The sequence below is a fragment of the uncultured Mobiluncus sp. genome, from assembly GCF_947254095.1.
Classification (GTDB): domain Bacteria; phylum Actinomycetota; class Actinomycetes; order Actinomycetales; family Actinomycetaceae; genus Mobiluncus.
The window spans coordinates 40,430-60,787 of record NZ_CAMYBV010000012.1 but is presented as its reverse complement, the minus strand read 5'-3'; the positions used below and the strand labels follow the sequence as shown (position 1 = coordinate 60,787).

The window sequence follows — 20,358 nt, the reverse complement described above, 5'->3', positions numbered from 1 at the left end:
TCACTCGATTTAAGCATCTTTAGATACGACCCCTGCGGCGCTGTCTAGCACAGACCGCAGGGGTTTCTATGGGTTTCAAGTGGTGTGTTTGCGCCGGTTCAAAGCGCGGTGCAGCTGGCGTTCCTGGGGCAGCTTGGCAGACAGCAAAGCATGAAATTCGGGGCCGTGGTTGGGGTGAAAATAGTGCGTGAACTCGTGCGCCACCACGTAGTCGAGGTATTTCGGGTCTTTCGCGCTCAGTTCCAAGTTGAACGTTAGTGCCCGCGTGCGCGGATTGCATGACCCCCACCGCGACTTCATGCGTCTAATCCGCACCGTTCCGGGTTCCGTCTCAAAGACCGCCGCCCACTTGGCCACTACCGGAGCCAGCCGGATTTCCAGGGACGTTTTGCGTAATCTGTCTAAGGCGCGCTGGCGTTTTTCCAGGGGAGCTCCCACCGGTACGTTCAACACAATCACCCCGACGCCCACTTCCGCGACGGCACAAGCGCGGGGGTGAGGGTCCTCCACGACCTTGAGGGGGACGTCTTGACCCCACCACGCTACCGTCTCGCCATCTACCAGCCGAGGCTGCGCCGCTTGTCGCCGTGAAAACCGCTCCTGCTGTCGAGCGATCCAGTCGGCCTGTTCGTGCAGAAAGTCTCGGGCCAGCGACATCGGTGCCCGCCAGGGGATAGAGAGATGGAACTCGCCGCGTCCATCGATGCGCAGCCGCAGGTTCCGCACGTTTTTCCGCGTCAGGTACACCGGAGTGTCGCCCAGCCAGTACACGCCCTCATCGCGTACCCGGCGGACTTTCTGGTTGCTTCCGGCCTTAACAGACATCGCCCTATGCTACCCGACCGGCAGCAAATCCATGTTCTAAATCGACCTTTGTGACCATATCAACCACCAACCCCGAGATACAGCTGGACTTCATCGATAATCTCGACTATCCGATGGCGGGGCAGAGCGAGCCGGCCTGTTCCCAGCCACCGCAAGCCCCACCCTTGTGCGGTCCAAAAATAAGTCTCGGTGCCAGGCCAAGCCTGACACCGAAACCTAGGGAGATGAAAGGGAGGTTTCCCTAAAAGACTCAGTACTGTCCGAAGTTCTGGACCGTGTACACCCACTGGCGACCGGTGGCCGTACCAATACCGGTGCGGTTGAAGCGCCGATCCATCAGGTTGCGGTAGTGACCGGGAGAGGCCACCCATGCCTTCGTGGAACCCGCGGCGTAGGCGGCCGGGTCAACATTGTAGTAGCCCACCATGTTCTCGCCAGCGAACTTCCAGCCCGCCGGGAACAGGTCCGCGTACTTCAAAGCGCCGTTGGAGTGTACAAACACATCGGTGCGGGCGACTTGCTGTGCCCAAGCGCGGGCCGCGTCGTCCATCACCGGGTCGCGCGTCAAGGACGGGATACCCGCAGCGTTACGTGTGGCGTTGATGGAGTTGAGCACCGCGTCTTCACGAGCCTGGTCAGCCGGGGAGGGCTGCATCGAGTACTTGGTGTATACCTGGGATATCCCGGCAACCGGTGCCGCCGCTGCCGGCGCCTGTTGGGGCTGGGCAAAGCCGGCGGCCACATTCAAGACGTTGTCGGAAACCGCGCTGGCGTCCCCGATTGCGGTCACTGCCGGGTTACCGAAAGCCGCCACGAGGTCGCGAGTGTTGCCCCGCGCGTTGGCGGGAACCAGCAGTACTGGACCGTCACTCAACGAGCCAGAAATCAGCGGGTAAACCAGGTCAGTGCCAGAAACCAGGTAAACGTGGCTGGCGTTGGAGAACACCGTCCGGTTGATAGCTTGAGCGGTCAGGTAACGATCCGCTCCAGCAATACGACCGGTCGCAGCCCCGCTCGCCACCTGGCTGAGTCGAGAACTGGGAATCGCACCTTCGCCGCCCAAAGCTACGACCTGGGAGGCACCCAGAGCTTTCACCGTGTTGGCGGCGGTGGCAATGTCGCCGCCATTACCGCTGACGGTGATAATCGGGCCGTCACGCAACACGCCTGCCACAGCCGCGTCGGGGGAACCCAGACCGTTGGAGCCCATCGCGTCAGCGACGTAAACTTTGGCGTTACCGTTGGGGTAGGCATACTGGGCAATAGCCGCCGCGGTAGCCACACGGTTCGGTCCAGCCAGACGGGTCACATTGGCGACTCCGGTGTAGGTGCTGAGTTGACCGGCTACATCGGCACTAATCGAGCCTTCGCCGCCAAGGACCACAACCTTGGAGGGGTGCAAACGCTTAATTTCGTTGAATACATCGGCCGGAACATTACCTGCGGACGGGACCAACAGAATCGGGCCGTTGGGCAGCACGGAGGCCGCCAGCGCGTCAACCGGGTTATCGTTACGCGCCACATAAACTTCAGAAGCTCCGCCAGGGAAAGCAGTACGGGAAATAGCAATCGCGGTCGCAGTAGGGCCGCCGCCGCCGACACGGTTCGGCTTGGCGGGAGCGGGGTCGCCCGGAGCCAGGGGCTCGGCAACTGAGGAATCATCTGCGCCGGCGCTTGCGGTCTGCTGGGGCTGACCCAGCACGGGCGAGCGGCTCAAATCGGGGCTACCAGCCAACATGGCGACAGCAACCATCGCCACGAGCGCGGTTCCTCCGACCAGAAAGCGCCCAAAACGAACGCGGCCATGCACCATCGGACGCATCGCTGCGCCGATTTGCGAATCCTCGTTCGCCTTTACATCCATGTTTGGGGTCTTCGGTTTCATAATCCTTATTCACCTGTCCCTGTACGTTATTTGGTATCTCCAAGACACCACTTCTTCCTTCTAATAGTAACGTTTTAACCCCCTCGAACGGAAGAGTGTTTGCCCTGGATATCAATGAGAAATGCCTGAAAGACCGCAATTTGTTTGCTGTAGAATTAATTTTCCAAACGAGTTAACCTGCAATTCTTCTAAGAATTATTTGCGGGTCATTTCGAACCGCTGGGAATCGGCAAACATGATTTTGTGATTAAGATTCATGTCATTGTTACGACATTTCAGGAAATAATCACCTTGCGAATAGTGTGCGTTCAGGAAATCGTCCGCCATTTTGGCATAAACCGAATCCCGATTGTGCGCCTCGGGAATGTTAAACAGGCTGCCGCGGTTGGCCCACACCGTGACGTGGTCCGCCGAACCCGGGTTCAGCTCCGCCTCCAGCTTGGGCACCAGGTCGTTGCTGTTTTCAAACGAAATCATGTGGACGCTTTCGGGAACCCGACCCATCGCTCCCGCCACCGGCGAACCGGCTGTAATCACCGAACGCACGTTATAGTGGCTGGTGAAGGACGGGTCCGCCGCCAGGTTCGCCGCCACAATCCCCGCTTGGGAATGCCCCACCAGTTCCACCGGGGTCGCGCTATCCACTCCCATACTTTCCAGAGCCACCGCGACCGCCCGCGCCGGACCGGTTTCCAGTCCCGCCACCGCTTCCGTGTTCGTCAACATATCCTGGGGCATTCCCGAACCGGCGTCCCAACTCTCGGTACCGCGCAAAATGACCCGCACCCCTTTCTGACCTGTGGCGTTGCGCCACCTTTGGATTTCAAACGCCCCGTTGTTCCCGTAAGGGTCGATTGTGTTGGAATAGCGGAACACGTCACCAGGGTTCTTTGGAAACGTTCGGGTGGCCCCGGCACGATTGCCTTGTGCCGTCCACCCCAGTCCGGCGCCCCCGCCTTGAACGCGGGGGTTGTAGTCTTGGGTCGCCAACAGTTTGCGTTCCAAGCGTTGGGTCCGGTCTGTCCCGATGAATTTGCCCGTAGGGGTTTGGGAAAAGTTCGCCCGGCGTATGTCACGAGTCTCTTGCTGGCTGGCGGCAAACTTGGCATACGCTTCCTGGTCGTAGGTCCGCAGCCACAGTGCGGGTAGCTGTTTGCCAAAAGGCATAGTTTTTCGCGGCACGACACCGGTTTTTTCCAAGATGCCCCGATAGGTAAAGAACTGTATCGGTCCAAAGAGCAATACCCCGGCCACGACGAGGGGGTCGTCCCACTCGTAGGCATGAATCACCTCCTGGGGGGTGACGTGGTCAAACCAGCCATCAAAAGCGGCGTTCAGTTCCGGAGAATCCTCAAAGCCGGGGGTGTGCAGGATGGTGTTGCTGCCGTTGCCGCTGACCTGCAGCGAGTTCGATGCCCCGTAGTACTGGGCGCCGAGCTTTTCCTGCAGCCACGACAGGAACACCGCGGCCAGTTCAGTATCGCTCATCTGTTTCGTACGGTACACCCGGCCATCGACGGTGAAACTGGCGGGGAAGTATTGTCGTAAAGCCAGATGTTGAGCCACTAGGTGCATCGTAATCGTTTCGAAATCAAAGGCTCCAAACAGGTTTCTGAGGTCGTCCTCGGTCAGTTTATACAGACCCGTGGCCCGTTCGAGCTGCTGGAACAGCGACTCGATTTTTTGGCTCAGAGCCACGGTACCGCAGCTACCTTGACACGCCAGCGTGGCCGCGTTCTCAAACCGGACCCACGCCGATTCCAGGGCCGCCAGTTGCGGGCCATACTCGGCGGCACCTTCCGGGGTTTCACACAACCTCACCAGCCGGGCGTGCACCACATAGTATCGGTGTGCCAGGCGGGATTGTTCGGCCGGTATCCAGTGACTCAACACGTCCAGGGCTTGGGCGCTGTGCTGCAGGCTCGCCCCTATGCGTTCCATCTCTTCGGTGTCCACGCACAGACCGGGCCCCCCGCCTACCAAAAAATCTTGGGGGTGGCCCACCATCGGACTGCGGTCGTCACCGATGGACACATCGTCGAGCCAGCTCACAGCAGTGCCTCCAAGCTGGCTTTCGCGTCCTCCAACTCGTTTATATAGTCGCCCAAGATTTCTAAGTCTCGTAGCCGGTCTCGCCACTGATCGTTATAGGCTTGTGCCGCCAGTCCCAGCCACGTCCGGTTTTCAGACTTGCAAAAATACGCTAACGCCTGAGCATGTTGCCGACTGAACAGTCCCCAGTAACACATCTGCGCCATCATCTTCCCCCTTTTTTCACCGTCACACGGGAGGCTCCGCACACCCAACGTAACCGGAAAAACGGCCCCACCGTACTTGTGAACGTTGTAAAAGTGGATAACCCCACCTCACCGAGCCTGTGGAAAACCCTGAACACCCGGACTTTTGAGCAAAAAACTACCTAAAAACCCGCCGGCTCGGCCAAGTTTTTACAAAACCTTGACCGAGCCGGCACCCTAACCGGGTCTAAATATTTTCGGGAACCATCGAAATCGCCCCGCACGGGCATTCTTCGGCGCAGATGCCGCAGCCCTTGCAGTAGTCGTATTTGAATACGTACTCGGTGGGTCGAATCTTGGTGATGGCGTTGTCCGGGCAGACTCCGAAACAGTTGTCGCACCCGAAACAGTTTCCGCAGCTCATGCAGCGGCGAGCCTCGAATACGGCCGATTCTTCGTCCAGGCCCTGCACGACTTCGTCAAAGGTCGAGGCGCGGCGCGGCCCCTCAATTTTGTCGCGAATCCGGCGGGGAGCGTCTGCATAATACCAGGTGTTCATGCGTTTGATGGAGGCGTCGGGGGCTTTGTCCCCCGCCCGGTATTCCTCACCGTGAAGGTAGGCGTCGATGCAGCGGGCAGCTTTCTTGCCGTGGCCAATCGCGATGGTGACGGTACGTTCGGAGGGCACCATGTCGCCCCCGGCGAACACGCCTTTCATTCCGGTCATCATGCGGGAATCGACCTTGACCACGCCTTTTTCAATCTCGATGCCGGGGGCGTTCTCGACGATACCCAAATCGGTTTCCTGACCCAGCGCCATAATGACGGAGTCGGCACCCAACTCCTCATATTCGCCGGTGCCGACCGGGAAACCGTCCTCGTTCAACACCATTTTCTCAATCTTGATGGCCCCGCCGTCCACGTGCTTAATCGTGGACAGCCACTTCATCATGACGCCTTCTTCCTCGGCCTCCATAATTTCCGAATCGTGGGCGGGGGCGCGGTCGCGGGTCCGGCGATACACAATGATGGCCTCCTCAGCGCCCAGGCGTTTCGCGGTACGGGCCGCGTCCACGGCCGTATTCCCGCCACCATAAATGACAACCCGGCGTCCCAGCATCGGTTTCTCGTCGTTTTCCATGTCCGCCAACATATCCACCGCGTCCATAACTTTCGCGGAATCTCCGGCGGGAATGTCGGCGTGACGCCCCATCTGGGCTCCGATAGCCAGGAACACGGCATCAAAATCGCCGGCGACTTCGGCCACGTTCTCTACTTTCGAGTTGAACTCAAAAGTGACCCCCATATCGGCGATACGTTTCACTTCCTGATCCAGAATGCCGCGCGGCAGCCGGTAGGAGGGAATCCCGAACCGCATCATGCCTCCCGCCATCGGACCGGCGTCGCGCACCGTGACGGTGTGGCCCATCCGACGCAGATGGTAGGCGGCCGACAGCCCGGAGGGACCCGCCCCCACCACCAGCACTTTCTTGCCACTTTCCGGGGCGAGCAAGCCGACCGTCCACCCCTCCAGCAGGGCCTTGTCCCCCACGAAACGTTCAATCGCGTTGATACCCACCGCTTCGTCCACCATGCCGCGGTTGCAGGCGGTCTGACAAGGGTGGTAGCACACGCGTCCCATCACCGCCGGTAGCGGGTTATCGGCCATCATCTGTTCCCAGGCCTGGCGATACCTGCCTTCTTCGGCGTAAAACAGCCATCGTTGGCAGTTTTCGCCGGCCGGGCAAGCCTTGTTGCATGGCGGCAAGTTGCTCACATAGACGGGCCGTTCGGTGCGCCACGAGCCGGTTTCGTTCTCAAGGGAAGAACCAACCTCGAGGGTAATCGCAAAAGGAATGGTCTCGTCTTTCTTTAGTTCAGCTTTGGCTTGTGTCATCTTCGTTTTCCTCTAACTTCTTCAATAGGTTCCGGGCGCCCGTTAGTCGTTATCGGGTTCGTTGCTCACGTCCATTGCCTGCCGTCCGGGCAGCGCCGCAGCGAAACGACCGGCCGGATCGTCGGGGGCGCTCAAGATGCGTTCCCGCACGTCCTCGTCCAGCGAATCCATCTCAATCAAGCCGTACCGTTTAATATTGCGGTCCGCGATGGCTTGAATCCGTGCCAACACTTCGCGCGAATCCGGCCCTTTGAACACGTGAGCAAAACGGCGCTGCGGCTTTAAATACGCCTCGACCGGGGCGGGACGGCGAATCTTAGTGACGGAAGTAATCTCTCCGTTCTCTGCTTCATACACCGGAAACAGCCCGGTCTGAATGGCCAGACGAGCCAAGGTGACAGTCAGGTTCGAGTTCGAACCCCACCCCAACGGACAGGGCACCAAAACATGCAGGTAGCGCGCCCCACGGTAGGTCATGGCCTTTTGCACCTTGTATTCCAGGTCACGCAAATCCGCGACGGTCGCGGTGGCGACATAAGGAATCTCGTGGGCCATCGCAATCCGCGGCATGTCTTTACCCTGGGTGAATACGTTCCCGGGATGTTCACCGACCGGCTGAGTCGTCGCGGTACGTGCCGCCGGGGGGGTCGCGCCGGAACGCTGTACCCCGGTGTTCATATAGGCTTCGTTGTCGTAACAGATAAACAGGACATCGTCATTGCGCTCAAACATCCCGGACAGGCAAGCCATGCCAATATCAACAGTACCGCCGTCCCCGCCCTGGGCGACGACGCGAATATCGTCCTTACCCATCGCTTTCAAACCCGCGGCCGCTCCGGCCGCCACCGCGGCAGCGTTGCCGAACAGGGAGTGCATCCAGGGAATCGTCCACGCGGTTTCCGGGTACGGGGTGGAAAACACTTCCAAGCACCCGGTCGCGTTGATAGCCACCATTTTGCCGTTGGCCACAGTCGTAGCGGTATCGATAGCGTAACGGGCACCCAGTGCCTCGCCGCAGCCCTGGCAGGCGCGGTGTCCCGAAGTCAGGGAGTTTTTCCGGTTCGGGTCGGATTGCAAGGAACGCCACTGCAGGTCCGCCAAACGGTTACCCACCGCGAACGAGCCGACTTGATAGAACTTGACCTGTTCGCGAGCCGGAATTTCGGTCTGTGCAGATTGAGTGATTTCAGTCATTTTTTCTCCTCTGTTCCGGATTATTCAGCCTGATCGGGCACTACCGACACGGCGTCTTGCTTGATGGAAGGGGAAGCCACGCGCGGGTTGCCGACCTTATCCGCCTTGGGTTTCGGCCCGGACTCGGCAATCTTTGCGTTGGTGCGCAGCACCCGTTCGCGTTGCACGTTGGTGGCAAAAGCGCCGGAGCGTCGGGTCGCAGCCTCCCGCTCCAGTTCCCCTCGCACCAGTTCCATATCCAGGTCCATAAAGGTCAGGGGCTCGAGGGTGTCCGCCACGGCCTGATCCAGCATGGCGTGCAGGGAATTCTTGGTGATGTTGCGCCCGCCCAGCCCGGCGATGACTTCATAACAGGTAAACGGCAGGCCGCGCATCGCCGCGCGCAGCTCGGAGGAAACAATCCCGCCAATCCCCAGCTGGAAGGCTTTTTCGAGGCAGACGACGCGCTTTGCGCCCTGCAGGACCTCGCGGATAGCGGCGAACGGGAAAGGCCGGAAGGACACGAGGGACATAATGCCGATTTTTTCGCCGTTCTCACGCCGCTGGTCCACCACGTCCTTTAGCGTGCCGACCACGGAGCCCAGCGCCACGATAATGGTTTCGGCGTCCTCGCAACGGTACGTGTGCAGCAAGCCACCGGAGTCTCGGCCAAAAATACTCTTAAATTCGGACTGCACCTGAGGGATAAGGTCGATAGCCTGCAGCATCTTGTGGTGGGCGATGTAGCGCACCTCGGTGAAGGCTTCGGGGCCGACCATCGCGCCGATAGACAGCGGGTCGTCGGGGTCCAGTACCTGACGCGGTTCGTAGGGCGGCAGGAACTGTTTGACCTGTTCGGGTTCCGGCAGGTCGACCTGTTCGACCGCGTGGGTCAAAATAAAGCCGTCCATGCACACCATCACCGGAACGCTGAGTTCCTCCGCGATGCGGAACGCTTGCACGTGCAGGTCCGCGGCCTCCTGATTGTTTTCGGCGAACAGTTGTATCCACCCGGAATCGCGCTGGCTCATCGAGTCGCTGTGGTCATTCCAAATGTTGATGGGCGCGCCGATGGCCCGGTTCGCCACGGTCATCACGATGGGAAAACCCAGACCGGCAGCGTTATACACGGCCTCAACCATATAGAGCAAACCTTGTGAAGCGGTGGCGGTGTAGGAACGCGCCCCCACTGCCGAAGAGCCGATACAGGCGCTCATGGCCGCAAACTCGCTCTCGACGTTGACGTATTCGCAATGTTCCAACTGCCCGGACTTCACCAGGGCGGACAGGGCCTCAACAATGTGGGTTTGGGGACTGATGGGGTAGGCGGCGACCACGTTGGGCTGGCAAGCCGCGACGGCTCGAGCAATCGCCTGGGAGCCTTCGATTTGTTTCAGCATTGTTTCTTCTTCCTTTTACTCTCAAGTCCGGGGCGCACCACACCGTCCCGGTACCGTTGGCGTCTCTCAGGCCATATTGTTTTTCACGTATTCATAAGCGGCTGCGGCCGCTGCTACGTTGGAATCGCCAACTTTGCCTTTGAACTTGCCGCGGATGGCGTCCTCCACCGATTCCAGTTTGATAATCCCGGTCAGCGCCGCCAACCCTCCCAGCAAAACCGCGTTCGGCAGGGGACGTCCCAGCTTTTCCAGGGCGATTTCAGAAGCGGGCATCGCCATAAAGTGACCCCGTGGCAGCCTCGCCTCCAACTCAGACACGCCCAATTCAGCGGCAGTCTTTTGGGAGTTAACCAGCGCGTATCCGTCGTCTTTCAGCCCCGAAAACGGATCCATAATGGCCAGCAAGGTCGGGTCTTGGACGATGACGATATCGGGATCCAAGATGGGTTCCCGGGAGCGAATTTCTCTATCTTCAATCCGGCAATAGCTCACGACGGGAGCGCCGGTCCGTTCCGACCCGAAAGACGGGAAGGCTTGGGCGTGGTGGCCGTCAGCAAAAGCCGCGTAAGCCATTAGATCAGAAGCGGTAACCACACCCTGACCACCGCGACCGTGTACTCGAATTTCAACCATGTTTCGAGCTTATGTTGCCAACCCGATTTTGTCCTCAGAACTGGACAAATCTGGGGGTTTTTCAATGAACACCCCGAAAAAATTCTCGAGTTAGGTTTACCTTTAAAGGCAGTATTGACTTGCTAAAAACGTGACTACTTCTCGATTTCCTCATTTTTTAGTCAATTAACGCTAAAATTATGACACGCACGAGCCAATGGGGGCAGCGATGACACAGCAAGAAGACACGCGTATTCGCGTCGGAGTGGTCGGATTCGGCAACTATGGCAAGGCAGCCGCCAAAGCGGTCAGCAAGTGTCGTGACCTGGAGCTGGTGGCGATTTTTTCCAAACGCGACCCGCAAAAACTCCAAAACGCCTACGCCAAGGTTTACCCCACCGCTACCGTAGCCCAGTTCGCCGACCGTATCGACGTCGTCATTATCTGCGACACCCTAGGGACAAAACTGCAGCAAGAAACCCCCCAGCTGGCCCAGTATTTCCACACGGTCGACGCCCACCCCTTGCGCGGCAAACCACCCACCGCCGAGGAAGTCGAAGCGAAACGTCAGTTCCGCCTGGAGGAACTCGAACGGATGGCGAAAGACATCGCCGAACGCCAGGCGGCTCGTGACGCTGCGGCGGGCGTAGAACAAGAGGCTGATGCGTCTGCGGCAACCCCAGACGCACCGCCGGACACAAACGCGGCACCCGACACGACTGAGGAGAAAAACCCTGATGAAGCCATCCACGAAGTCTCGGGCATGATGCTGCCGGCGTTCATCAAAGAACCCGTTTTCCAGCCCGTCTATCAGCCCTTCCCCGACTATTTCGCGGCGGTAGACCAGGCGGGGCAATCCACCAAACACGTGTCTTTGTGTGCGGTGGGGTGGGAACCCGGCCTGATGTCAATGTTCCGAGTCATCTCTGACTCCCTGTTCCCGAAAACGAAAACCTACACATTTTGGGGGCGCGGGATTTCCATGCAGTGGTCCAACGCGATTCGCGCTTTCGAGGGCGTGTTGGATGCGGTGGCTTACCAGGTGCCCAAAGAGGAGCCCCTCACGGCGGTACTAAACGGGGAACCAATCTATGATGATTCCCGCAAAGCCCTGCACTACATGGAATGCTATGTAGTGGCTGACCCGGCCTATGACAAGGAACAGCTGCGTGAGGAAATCATCGCCATGCCGGGCTGGTTCGCCGACTACGACACCCAGGTCACGTTCTTAAGCCCCGACGAAATGCGCGAGTTTCACTCGCGGCTGACCCACGCAGGGCTAATTTTGTCGCGTGCCTCGACCTCCCAAGGCATCAACGAACAGATTAAGTTGGAAATCGACATGGATGATAACCCCGAGTTCACCGCCTACGTCATGGTGGCAGCAGCCCGGGCGGCTTACCGTGCCGGGCAAGCTGGCTGGTCAGGGGCCCACACGATGATGGAGATTCCCCCCATCTGGCTGCACCCCGACCCGCCGGAAAAGCTCCGTTTCCAGATTTCCGGGTCATAGGTATTCCTTGGTGTCTTGGTGACACCACCCGGCAATACAACGCCGGCGTTCACAGACTAACAGTTCAAGCAGTTTCTGATGCCTCTATAATTGCTGATGAACACCAATTTGAACTGGAATCGAAGCCTAGACAGATGTGTATAAGTGTGTGACCTAATGCTTGTCTTTGCTGGCTAGAAGGTCATAAAGCTTACTGAGCATTTCCTGGGTTTCGATGAACTCGCTGCTTCCAGGTTTACCGTTTTCTTTAAACCAGTTTTTCAGCATATTAAAATCTTTCAAGCCCAGCTCGCCGCTGATGATGCCTTTTTCCTTTGACAATGCAACAGTTGTTGCTAACATCCCGATTTGACCGATGCCCATATCTGACCCCTGCGCGGCCTCAATGGTTTGAACTTCGTAACGCGTCAACTGCGCCAAACGCTGCACCGTCCTTCGGTCATCTGCCAAAGTTAAAACACCGTTAGGCAGCAAAACACCTTCCTGCATTTTGTATGCTGCATTGGCCGCCAGACCAGGCCCCTTCAAATCAGAGACCGCCTTATAAATTTGGCTGCGTTCAGTAACTTTCTGTGTCAAATAGGCTCGCTCATCCGCACTGATAAACCCGTGCTTTTCAAGCTTGTCAAACATATAGCTCAAATCGACCTTAGTTCCCCAGGCTTCCACCCCACCTTGGGAAACAGTCACTGATGAGGTCGTTTCCATCGATTTCTGAAAGCCCTGCGCGGTCGAAACGTGAGGACTGACATTAGGCATCGACGTCCCTTGGAACGAACCAACATTAATCATTGCAAAGCCCCTCTTTTCACACGAATTTATGGCCGGTTTGACCGTCACCTCCCACACTAGGGCAAAACTGCAGTCATGAAAATATCCCAAAATTGGGGTATTCCACCTCAGAGACGATTCCGATAGAGTGCGTTTAAACATCTTTACGAGGAAGCTTTGATGCGTATTATTGCTGTTCAAATTGTTTTTCTAGGCACCGTGGGTCTGACTCTCGGAGCCTGTGGGCCGCACAGCGACTTAATAGCCGAGGAACACTCTGAAATCACAATCTGCGACATCATTCCCCAGCTATGCTGAGTCTAAGCATCATGGGGAGGGAAGTTTGCACCTTACAAAACCTTGTTTACCCTGGATTTCCAGGAATAAGATTCTTTTAGCTGTGCTGCTCCTTGGTGTTGTTCTTGACTTCAGCATTATCCGAATTCGTGACAACCCCTGGAGTGTTTTAGGTGAACTAATCGGATTCGTAGTTTTCCTTGGCTACATATTTTTCCCTCGCGTAGGTGGATGGGTTTTTATTGCTGCTGTCGTTGCTATGAATGTGGTACCCACGGTTGAATTTGGTCTGGTGGTGTACTTGACGATTCCGGTGATTTTTGACTGGTCTTGGCGCGGCTGGTGGAAGCAGAGCTTGATTGCAACGCTCGTCAGTTCACTCGCGATATTGATTGGTTTTGCTGGTAAATACAATACGATTGCCAGCGTTTTTTACGCCTTGCTCCTGCTTTTTGCTTTCGGGGCAGGTTTTGTGCTGCGCCAGTACATTGAAGAAAATTTGCGACTGAACATACATTCGGTGATGGAACAACACCGTTACGAATTAGCTCAATTACAGACCAAGCAGGAATTGTCAGCAGAGTTGCACAACTATACAGCAGGAACGCTCTCCCGATTGACAACCCTGTCGGCCAAACTATTGGAAGATGCTAAGGGTTCCCCCGAAACAAGTGAGGAAACCAGACTACGCTTGGAGTTGCTGCATGGAGAGTCTGTGCGAGCCCTCAGCGAACTGCGAAGAACATTAAGTGTGCTGGGACAAAACCCTACACTGAAAGCAACCCCCACACCCCTCGCCACCTCGCTAGATACGGCTAGAGACATCGCGACGGGATTTGGCTTCAACGTAGAAATCGACACCGACCCTGAGAACCTGCGCACACTGAGTACCACCGTCACCAGCTTGTTGCGTGAATGTGTCCGTGAAGCCCTGACGAACTTGATAAAGTACGGCAACCCTGAAAAGCCGTGTCGTGTGTCTATTGAGGTTGACAATACGGAAGGAATAGTAGATTTCACGATGATGAATTCAATTAGTTCTTTCTCTGTCAATCCGGTGTTGAGCAGCGGCAGGGGTTTGAAACTTTTGGGGGAGCAAGTTCATATTTCAGGTGGTGTCCTCGAGGCGGGACGGACTGGGGAGCATTGGGTGTTACACATCACCATCCCTCTCGAGATGGAAGTGACAAAGTGAGCGGACAGGAAGTTATTAAGGTCATTTTTGCAGACGATGATGACCTTTATATGCACGAGATGAGCATCCTCCTGAACAGTTTGGATTACATAACAATCGTCGGCAAGGCAGGGAACGGTCTTGAGGTGATGAATCTCATTGAGAACACAAATCACGATGTGGTGCTATTAGATGTGGCCATGCCGGGGATGAGTGGTATTGAAACGGTTACATCCGCGCTGACACACAATCCGGACGAACGGATTATTATGCTGACCGCTTTTGAACGTCCCGATATGCTACGTGCGGCCTTAACAGCCGGAGCAAAAGGATTTCTGACCAAAGAGACTGAGTTCCGCGAGATTGGTGAGGCCATTAAACGGGTGTACAGAGGCGGGAACGCCCTGGATAACAAGCCGTTATCTATGGTTATGGATTATTTCGTGTCAACCAATCCTCAACCTGCTAACCTGCAGCTGCAATCCCAAATCGATGCTTTACCCCAGCATTTACGCCAAGTCGTTCAACTCATAGGCAAGGCTTACTCCAACAAAGAAATCGCGGCCGAAACCGGACTGTCCATAAATACCGTGAGTACGTACGTGAAATGTGCCCTCGCAAAACTTGGTATGCGCCGCGGAGAATTGACCATGCAGATAATCCGTCTGGGTCTGGACCAGGCACCACCGGTTTAACCAAACGTGTTACAATTTCCCACCATACTTTGACAAAATTGTTTTGAATGAAACGTGATTTCCGGCAATATCAGTTCCACTCCCCAAGTCAGCTAGACTGCCTCTGTGACGGATTTTGCGCAGCGGCTGCTGGGGCGCCCGGCTCTGACCGGTCGGGTCGTCGGCTTGGATATGGCTCGCGGCCTGGCCATTTTGGGGATGTTCACCGCGCATATGTGGGTTTCGGTGCAAGGTCCCGTCTCTAGCGTGATGGCCTTGTCTCACGGACGTTCCGCCCCGCTCTTCGCACTTCTCGCGGGGGTTTCGATGGGCATCATGCAAGACCGGATGGCGCGGCGTTTTGCCGACTCCCCCGCACTGTCGCGTCGCTATTACAGTGAAAAAATCCTGGTGCGTGCCGCTGTCTTAATCCTCATCGCTGCCCTGCTCAGCCTTTTCAACACCCGTATCCTGCTGATTCTCGATAACTACGGGGTGTGGATGATTTGCGCCCTGTTCCTTTCTGGCCTCTCCGTTCGGAGCCTGCTGTGGGTCATCGGACTGTTGCTGGTGGTGGGTATTCCGCTGTGGCACTACCTCAATCTGCTGTTTTTACCGTCCGAAATCGGGGTCGTCCTGGGACTCAATGACTATCAGATGCCCACGTTCCTCATCTATGTATTGACCGGACTGATTCTGTGGCGTTTTGGTTGGGCGGGGACGAGCCCGCGGTCGCGTCGACTGCAGAAGGTCGGGGCGGGCCTCGGGCTGGGTGTGGCTTTCGTGGTTTTCGGGGTCGGCACCGCCATTGATTCGCTACGTCTGGGACGCATTTCCGGGGTCATTCTCAATCAAGACACCCTGTCTATCGCCAACCCCACCCCGGCCCAGTTTTGGTATCAAACCCTGGTCTATATCGCTCCACATACGGATTCCGTAGCGGAAACCGTGGCCAATACCGCTTGGTGCATCGGACTGACTTCCCTGTTGCTGCTGGCAGGGCCGACCTTCAACCGGTTTTTGTCCCCGGTGGCAGCGTTGGGTTCGATGGCGCTGACCACCTATACCCTCCACGTCATCTGGCACGCGATTACGTTCCGTCTGTTCGGGTATCCCGGGCTCATCCCCTCCCTCATCATTATGATTGCGGTTTTCCTGCTGGCCGCGAGCCTGTGGCGGTTACGGTTTGGCAAGGGTCCGCTGGAGGCTCTCCTGGCTCGCCTCAGCGATCCTCCCCCACGCCCCCGCACTGCACCGGGCTTGCACGATTAAAAACCTGTCGGCCGGCGAAACCCGCCGACCGACACGTTTGTAACTAGCCATCGTTTATGGCAGAGCCAAACCGAAGATGGGGATAGCCAAGGCAAATACGGTGATGGTAATCAACACCAAGCCCACCAGGGCGATGATGAAACCGCCCTTGATCATATCCGCAATCTTGAGGTACCCAGAACCGTAAGCGATAGCGTTTGGCGGGGTCGCGACCGGTAGCATAAACGCGCAGGTCGCAGCCAGAGCGGCCGGAATCGTCATAATCATCACGTTCGGGCCTTGCAGACCGATACCCATAGCCACGCCACCGATAATCGGCAGGAACGCGGCCGCGGTAGCGGTGTTCGAGGTCAACTCGGTCAGCGCCAGCACCAGGGCAGCCACGGCCAGGACGATAATCACAATGGGCGCACCCGCCAGTCCCTTCACCATCTCACCGATGTAGTTGGACAAGCCGGTGTGCTGGAACTGCTTGGACAGTGACAGACCGCCACCGAACAGCAGCAAGATGTCCCACGGAATCGTCTTGGCTTCGTTCCACGTCACCAGACGTTCCCCGTTGGTCTTGCCGGGAATAATGAACAGCAGCACCGCTACGCTCATCGCCACGATAGCGTCGAGCTTCTTCGGGCCTTCGATACCGGTGGCCTTCAAAATCAGCGGCACGAAAATCCAGCAGAACACGGCCAAGAGGAACAGCAACATAACCAGCAGTTCGCCGCCGCGTAGTTTCCCGAGCTTGGCGTATTCCTCGTTGATGAGTTCCTTGCCACCGGGGATTTCCTCGATTTCCGGCTTGAACATGACGAAGGTCAAAATCCACCAGGCGAACAGCGTAAAGACAATAACCATCGGCAGACCCATCAGGAACCACTTGCCGAAGTTGATGTCGTAGTGCAGGGTATCGCTCATGTATGCCTTCAAAAGGGTGTTCGGCGGAGTCCCGATGGGGGTCGCCAGCGAGCCGATAGAGGCCGAGTAGGCGATGGCCAACATCAAACCGACAGCGAAGTTGGACCGCTTGATACCGTGCTTTTCCGCCGTGGTTGAGGCCACGTCGTCGCCTTCGTTCAACAGACCGGACATGACACCACCGTGGATAGCTCCGCCGTAGGCGGCTTCCACATCCAGACCTTTACTAACGGCGGCGTTTTTGTCCTGAGCGGATTCAAACAGCTGAATCACGGACAGGCCGATGGGCAGCATCATCACAGCGGTTGCGGTGTTGGACACCCACATCGAGATGAACCCGGTAGCAATCATAAAGCCCAGCACCAGGCGGCGGGGTTTGACCCCGACGATGCGGACGATACCCAGCGCCACACGCCGGTCAAAGTGCCAGCGCTGCATGGCGATAGCCAGGATGAACCCGCCCATGAACAGGTAAATCGTGTCCGAAGCATAGGATCCGGCGGTGCCCGCATAGTCGTTAACTCCCAGCAGCGGGAATAACACCAGCGGAACCATTGCCGTAGCCGCCAGGGAGATAGCTTCGGTCATCCACCAGATAGCCATCATGACCGCGATACCGGCGACCAGGTACACCGCGCCCACATTCATTTCTTCTTCTTCGATGACGTCGGCGCCAACGGACTGCGTAATAATGTCCACCGCGTCACGAGGAATTAAAAAGTAAACGATGGCACCCAGGATGACGCCACCGAAAAGCCCAATCAAACGGACCTTTGAGATTTTCTTTTCGCCCTCAGATTGCTCCACATCGTGTTTGTCGACCGGAGGGACTTCCTTCACACTCATACTTTCGCGTGCCTTTCGTGTTTAATCGGCTCAGCTTTGAGCTGACTTTGCACATTCTACATGAGAATTAGAAGGGCAAATACCAGGTCGAGGGCTTTTCTTGGGGTTTTCTTGGTAAACGTCCAGGTTATCCCTGTGTCACAGATTGGGATTTTATTTTTTCAAACCTTGGTTATTCACGAGTTCGGCGCCACGGTTTTTCGGGTTTTCCCGCGATTTTTCGGGGGTGTGGATAACCTGTGGATAAAATTGCGTTTTTTTGAAACACATTTCCTCCTCGTTTCTTGCATAAACGCCCTCAAGTGTGCTAAAGAGGCATTTTGCTATGCCAAATACCCAGCTCATGCCCTGTTTGAGCGGTGGAACCTTATTTCTGTAGTGAAAGGTTTGGAGAATTTTATGTGGCGATTTTTAATTCACAGCGACTGTGGATAACATGTGGGTTCCCAACCCACAACATCTCACATAACTTTGACAGACGAGCCTAGGTGATAAAAAACTTAAAAAAACAATTCACCGCCTTACCCACCGGTTATCCACAGACTTGTTCGGGGTTATCCACCTATTTTCCACCAAAATGGTTTGCTAAGTCAGAACCGAAAGCGTAGGTTTGAGCCCGGATATCTATCTTTCAACCCCTTTCAGGCGGGGGTGAAGTGTCGGTGAAAGGAGGCCGCGTGGAGGAACAAAATAATCTGGCTGTCGACCGGATTCCCCCCCACAACATCTTGGCTGAGCAATGTGTGCTCGGCGCCATGATTCTGTCCAAGAACGCCATCGCCGACACCTATAAGCTGCTGCTGCCCAGCGATTTCTATGACTCACGTCACGAGATTATTTTCAACACGATCCTGGACCTCTACGCGGCGGGAGCGGCTTCCGATCCGGTGACGGTTCCTGCCGAACTGGAAAAACGGGGTCAGCTCTCCCGCGTCGGTGGCTTGGATTACATTCACACCGTTATCCACTCGGTACCTACGGCCGCTAACGCCGCCTACTATGCTCAGATTGTGCGCGACCAGGCGACCTTGCGCGGCTTGGTCGAAGCAGGCACCCGCATCACCCAACTCGGTTATGCCATCGACACTACTGACGCGGACGAACTCATCAACACCGCCCACGCCGAACTGGACCGGGTCAGCGAGAAACGCACTTCTGAAGACTATCGACCACTGTCCGAACTGCTGACCCCGGTCTTGGACGAAATCCAACAGACCGACGACGACCCGCACACGGTTCACACGGGGTTCCTCGATTTTGACCGGGTAACCAACGGCCTGCACGCCGGTCAGCTCATCATTGTGGCGGCGCGTCCGGCGATGGGTAAATCGACTTTTGCCCTGGATATTTTGCGTCACGTGACTTTGAAAGAGAAACGGGCGGCGGCGATTTTTTCTCTTGAGATGTCAGCCGCGGATATTATCAAGAGGATGCTGTCAGCGGAGGCTAGCGTGCCGCTGTCCCTCCTGTTTGCGGGGATGCCCAACGACGGCCCTCAGAACCAAGCTAACTGGGACAATATCGCTTCGGCATATAACCGAATGAAGTCCGCGCCTTTCTTCATTGACGATTCCCCGAACCTGACCATGCCCGATATTCGAGCCAAGTGCCGGCGTCTGAAGCATTCCACAGATTTGTCCCTCGTTGTCGTGGACTACATTCAGTTGATGAGTTCACATAAACGCATCGAGTCGCGTCAACAGGAAGTTTCCGAGATTTCGCGGTCCTTGAAACTCTTGGCCAAAGAGCTGGAAGTGCCGGTCATTGGGGTCGCTCAGCTAAACCGTGGGCCGGAGTCCCGTACCGATAAGAAACCGATGATGAGTGACTTGCGCGAATCGGGTTCGTTGGAGCAGGACGCTGACCTGGTGCTGTTGCTGCACCGCCCCGAATATTACAACTCGGACGACCGTCCCGGCGAAGCTGACCTCAATATCGCCAAACACCGCAATGGACGCACCGATATTATAAACCTGCAGTTCCAAGGCAAGTTTTCGCGTTTCGTTTCGGGGATTCACCGCAATCAAGAGGAACCCCCGCCCCCGGATTACTAAAAACGCCCGGTGCCGGAAACCCGCAGGTTCCCGGCACCGTTCTCTATTTAGGTTCTACTTTTCGGCTCGCACCGTGACTTCCAGCGGTGAGGTCAGTTCTTCGAACAGACGCACCGTCAGCTGGTAGGTACCGACTGCCTTGATGGGCTTCTCGATGACAATTTTGCGCTTGTCGATTTCAGCGCCCTTTTGCTCCTTAACCGCCGCGGCGATCTGAGCGGTGGTGATAGCCCCAAACAGACGCCCGTTCGCGCCGGCCTTGGCATCAATCAACACCGGGTCGCCCTCGGCAAGCTTGGCTTGCACCGCCTGAGCGATTTCCATCGAGGCAATCTGTTTCTTTGCCAAGGCGGCCTTCATCCGGTCGATTTCCACCTGGGATCCCTTGGTCCACGGCATCGCCAAACGGCGCGGCAACAGATAGTTGCGAGCGTAACCGGGGCGTACTTCCACCACGTCGCCAGCGTTACCGAGCTTGGCGACTTCGTGGGTCAAAACAACTTTCGTATTCTGAGTCATTGTTTACTTCCTCCCTCAAATTTAGCGGCCGGAACCGGAGTAGGGCAGCAAAGCCATTTCGCGGGCGTTCTTAACCGCTTTCGCAATCTGACGCTGTTCCTGGACGGTTACACCGGTGACGCGCCGGGCGCGAATCTTGCCGCGGTCCGAAATGAACTTGCGCAGCAAAGCGGTGTCTTTGTAGTCAATGTTGCCAACCTTTTGAGCCTTTAGGGGGTTGGTCTTTTTCTTAATGGGTTTGTTGTTATTGCGCATCTGCTTACCCATATCGATCTCCTTAAATAACGTGTTGAAAAA

General features: G+C 56.5%; 17 protein-coding genes. 5 read left to right on the top strand and 12 right to left on the bottom strand.

The features are described 5' to 3' along the window. Nucleotides 1-75: 75 nt before the first annotated feature. The 8 genes from Q0X47_RS05760 to Q0X47_RS05725 all read right to left on the bottom strand — a co-directional run bounded on the left by Q0X47_RS05760 (nucleotide 76) and on the right by Q0X47_RS05725 (nucleotide 10,050). The gene (locus Q0X47_RS05760) at nucleotides 76-825 is read right to left on the bottom strand and encodes a M48 family metallopeptidase (RefSeq protein ID WP_297723800.1); all 750 of its coding nucleotides are present in this window, start codon (nucleotides 823-825) and stop codon (nucleotides 76-78) included. Nucleotides 826-1,075: 250 nt separating this feature from the next. Next, nucleotides 1,076-2,710, bottom strand: a complete 1,635-nt coding sequence (locus tag Q0X47_RS05755; protein ID WP_297723798.1) for a cell wall-binding repeat-containing protein — start codon at nucleotides 2,708-2,710, stop codon at nucleotides 1,076-1,078. A 195-nt stretch (nucleotides 2,711-2,905) separates the two neighbouring features. After that, nucleotides 2,906-4,762: a hypothetical protein gene (locus Q0X47_RS05750; RefSeq protein ID WP_297723796.1), complete on the bottom strand. Its 1,857-nt coding sequence runs from the start codon at nucleotides 4,760-4,762 to the stop codon at nucleotides 2,906-2,908. Beyond that, entirely contained in the window at nucleotides 4,759-4,971 is a 213-nt protein-coding gene (locus Q0X47_RS05745; RefSeq protein ID WP_297723794.1) for a hypothetical protein, read from the bottom strand. Before Q0X47_RS05745 ends, Q0X47_RS05750 begins: the two co-directional genes overlap by 4 nt. Nucleotides 4,972-5,194: 223 nt before the next feature. After that, nucleotides 5,195-6,844 carry an NAD(P)-binding protein gene (locus tag Q0X47_RS05740; protein WP_297723792.1) on the bottom strand — a complete coding sequence of 550 codons (1,650 nt, stop codon included), beginning with the start codon at nucleotides 6,842-6,844 and terminating at the stop codon, nucleotides 5,195-5,197. A 42-nt stretch (nucleotides 6,845-6,886) separates the two neighbouring features. Further along, nucleotides 6,887-8,038, bottom strand: coding sequence for a thiamine pyrophosphate-dependent enzyme (locus Q0X47_RS05735; protein WP_297723790.1), 1,152 nt, complete (start codon nucleotides 8,036-8,038; stop codon nucleotides 6,887-6,889). Nucleotides 8,039-8,058: 20 nt separating this feature from the next. Next, nucleotides 8,059-9,417, bottom strand: a complete 1,359-nt coding sequence (locus tag Q0X47_RS05730; protein WP_297723788.1) for a transketolase C-terminal domain-containing protein — start codon at nucleotides 9,415-9,417, stop codon at nucleotides 8,059-8,061. 66 nt (nucleotides 9,418-9,483) lie between these two features. Beyond that, complete coding sequence (locus Q0X47_RS05725; RefSeq protein WP_297723786.1) at nucleotides 9,484-10,050, bottom strand: 2-oxoacid:acceptor oxidoreductase family protein; 567 nt, start codon at nucleotides 10,048-10,050, stop codon at nucleotides 9,484-9,486. A gap of 208 nt (nucleotides 10,051-10,258) precedes the next feature. Here Q0X47_RS05725 and Q0X47_RS05720 point away from each other — a divergent pair, with 208 nt between their 5' ends. Then, complete coding sequence (locus tag Q0X47_RS05720) at nucleotides 10,259-11,542, top strand: diaminopimelate dehydrogenase (RefSeq protein ID WP_297723784.1); 1,284 nt, start codon at nucleotides 10,259-10,261, stop codon at nucleotides 11,540-11,542. 153 nt (nucleotides 11,543-11,695) lie between these two features. Here Q0X47_RS05720 and Q0X47_RS05715 read toward each other — a convergent pair whose 3' ends face one another. Next, complete coding sequence (locus tag Q0X47_RS05715) at nucleotides 11,696-12,334, bottom strand: antitoxin (RefSeq protein WP_297723782.1); 639 nt, start codon at nucleotides 12,332-12,334, stop codon at nucleotides 11,696-11,698. Between the two features lie 322 nt (nucleotides 12,335-12,656). On the opposite strand from Q0X47_RS05715, the gene Q0X47_RS05710 reads away from it, so the two are divergent. The 3 genes from Q0X47_RS05710 to Q0X47_RS05700 all read left to right on the top strand — a co-directional run bounded on the left by Q0X47_RS05710 (nucleotide 12,657) and on the right by Q0X47_RS05700 (nucleotide 15,730). Beyond that, nucleotides 12,657-13,805, top strand: a complete 1,149-nt coding sequence (locus Q0X47_RS05710; RefSeq protein ID WP_297723780.1) for a sensor histidine kinase — start codon at nucleotides 12,657-12,659, stop codon at nucleotides 13,803-13,805. Then, nucleotides 13,802-14,479, top strand: coding sequence for a response regulator transcription factor (locus Q0X47_RS05705; protein ID WP_297723778.1), 678 nt, complete (start codon nucleotides 13,802-13,804; stop codon nucleotides 14,477-14,479). The genes Q0X47_RS05710 and Q0X47_RS05705 overlap by 4 nt, the downstream gene beginning before the upstream one ends. Nucleotides 14,480-14,584: 105 nt before the next feature. Continuing rightward, entirely contained in the window at nucleotides 14,585-15,730 is a 1,146-nt protein-coding gene (locus Q0X47_RS05700; protein WP_297723776.1) for a DUF418 domain-containing protein, read from the top strand. 54 nt (nucleotides 15,731-15,784) lie between these two features. Here Q0X47_RS05700 and Q0X47_RS05695 read toward each other — a convergent pair whose 3' ends face one another. Then, nucleotides 15,785-17,488, bottom strand: a complete 1,704-nt coding sequence (locus tag Q0X47_RS05695; protein WP_297723774.1) for a DASS family sodium-coupled anion symporter — start codon at nucleotides 17,486-17,488, stop codon at nucleotides 15,785-15,787. A 677-nt stretch (nucleotides 17,489-18,165) separates the two neighbouring features. On the opposite strand from Q0X47_RS05695, the gene dnaB reads away from it, so the two are divergent. Further along, the gene (gene dnaB / locus Q0X47_RS05690) at nucleotides 18,166-19,542 is read left to right on the top strand and encodes a replicative DNA helicase (protein WP_297723772.1); all 1,377 of its coding nucleotides are present in this window, start codon (nucleotides 18,166-18,168) and stop codon (nucleotides 19,540-19,542) included. Nucleotides 19,543-19,596: 54 nt separating this feature from the next. On the opposite strand, the gene rplI is transcribed toward dnaB, so the two are convergent. Both rplI and rpsR read right to left on the bottom strand, forming a co-directional pair. Next, nucleotides 19,597-20,061, bottom strand: coding sequence for a 50S ribosomal protein L9 (rplI, locus tag Q0X47_RS05685; RefSeq protein WP_297723770.1), 465 nt, complete (start codon nucleotides 20,059-20,061; stop codon nucleotides 19,597-19,599). A 21-nt stretch (nucleotides 20,062-20,082) separates the two neighbouring features. Continuing rightward, nucleotides 20,083-20,328 (bottom strand): 30S ribosomal protein S18, encoded by a 246-nt coding sequence (gene rpsR / locus Q0X47_RS05680; protein WP_296181282.1) that lies wholly within the window; start codon nucleotides 20,326-20,328, stop codon nucleotides 20,083-20,085. Between the last annotated feature and the right edge of the window lie 30 nt (nucleotides 20,329-20,358).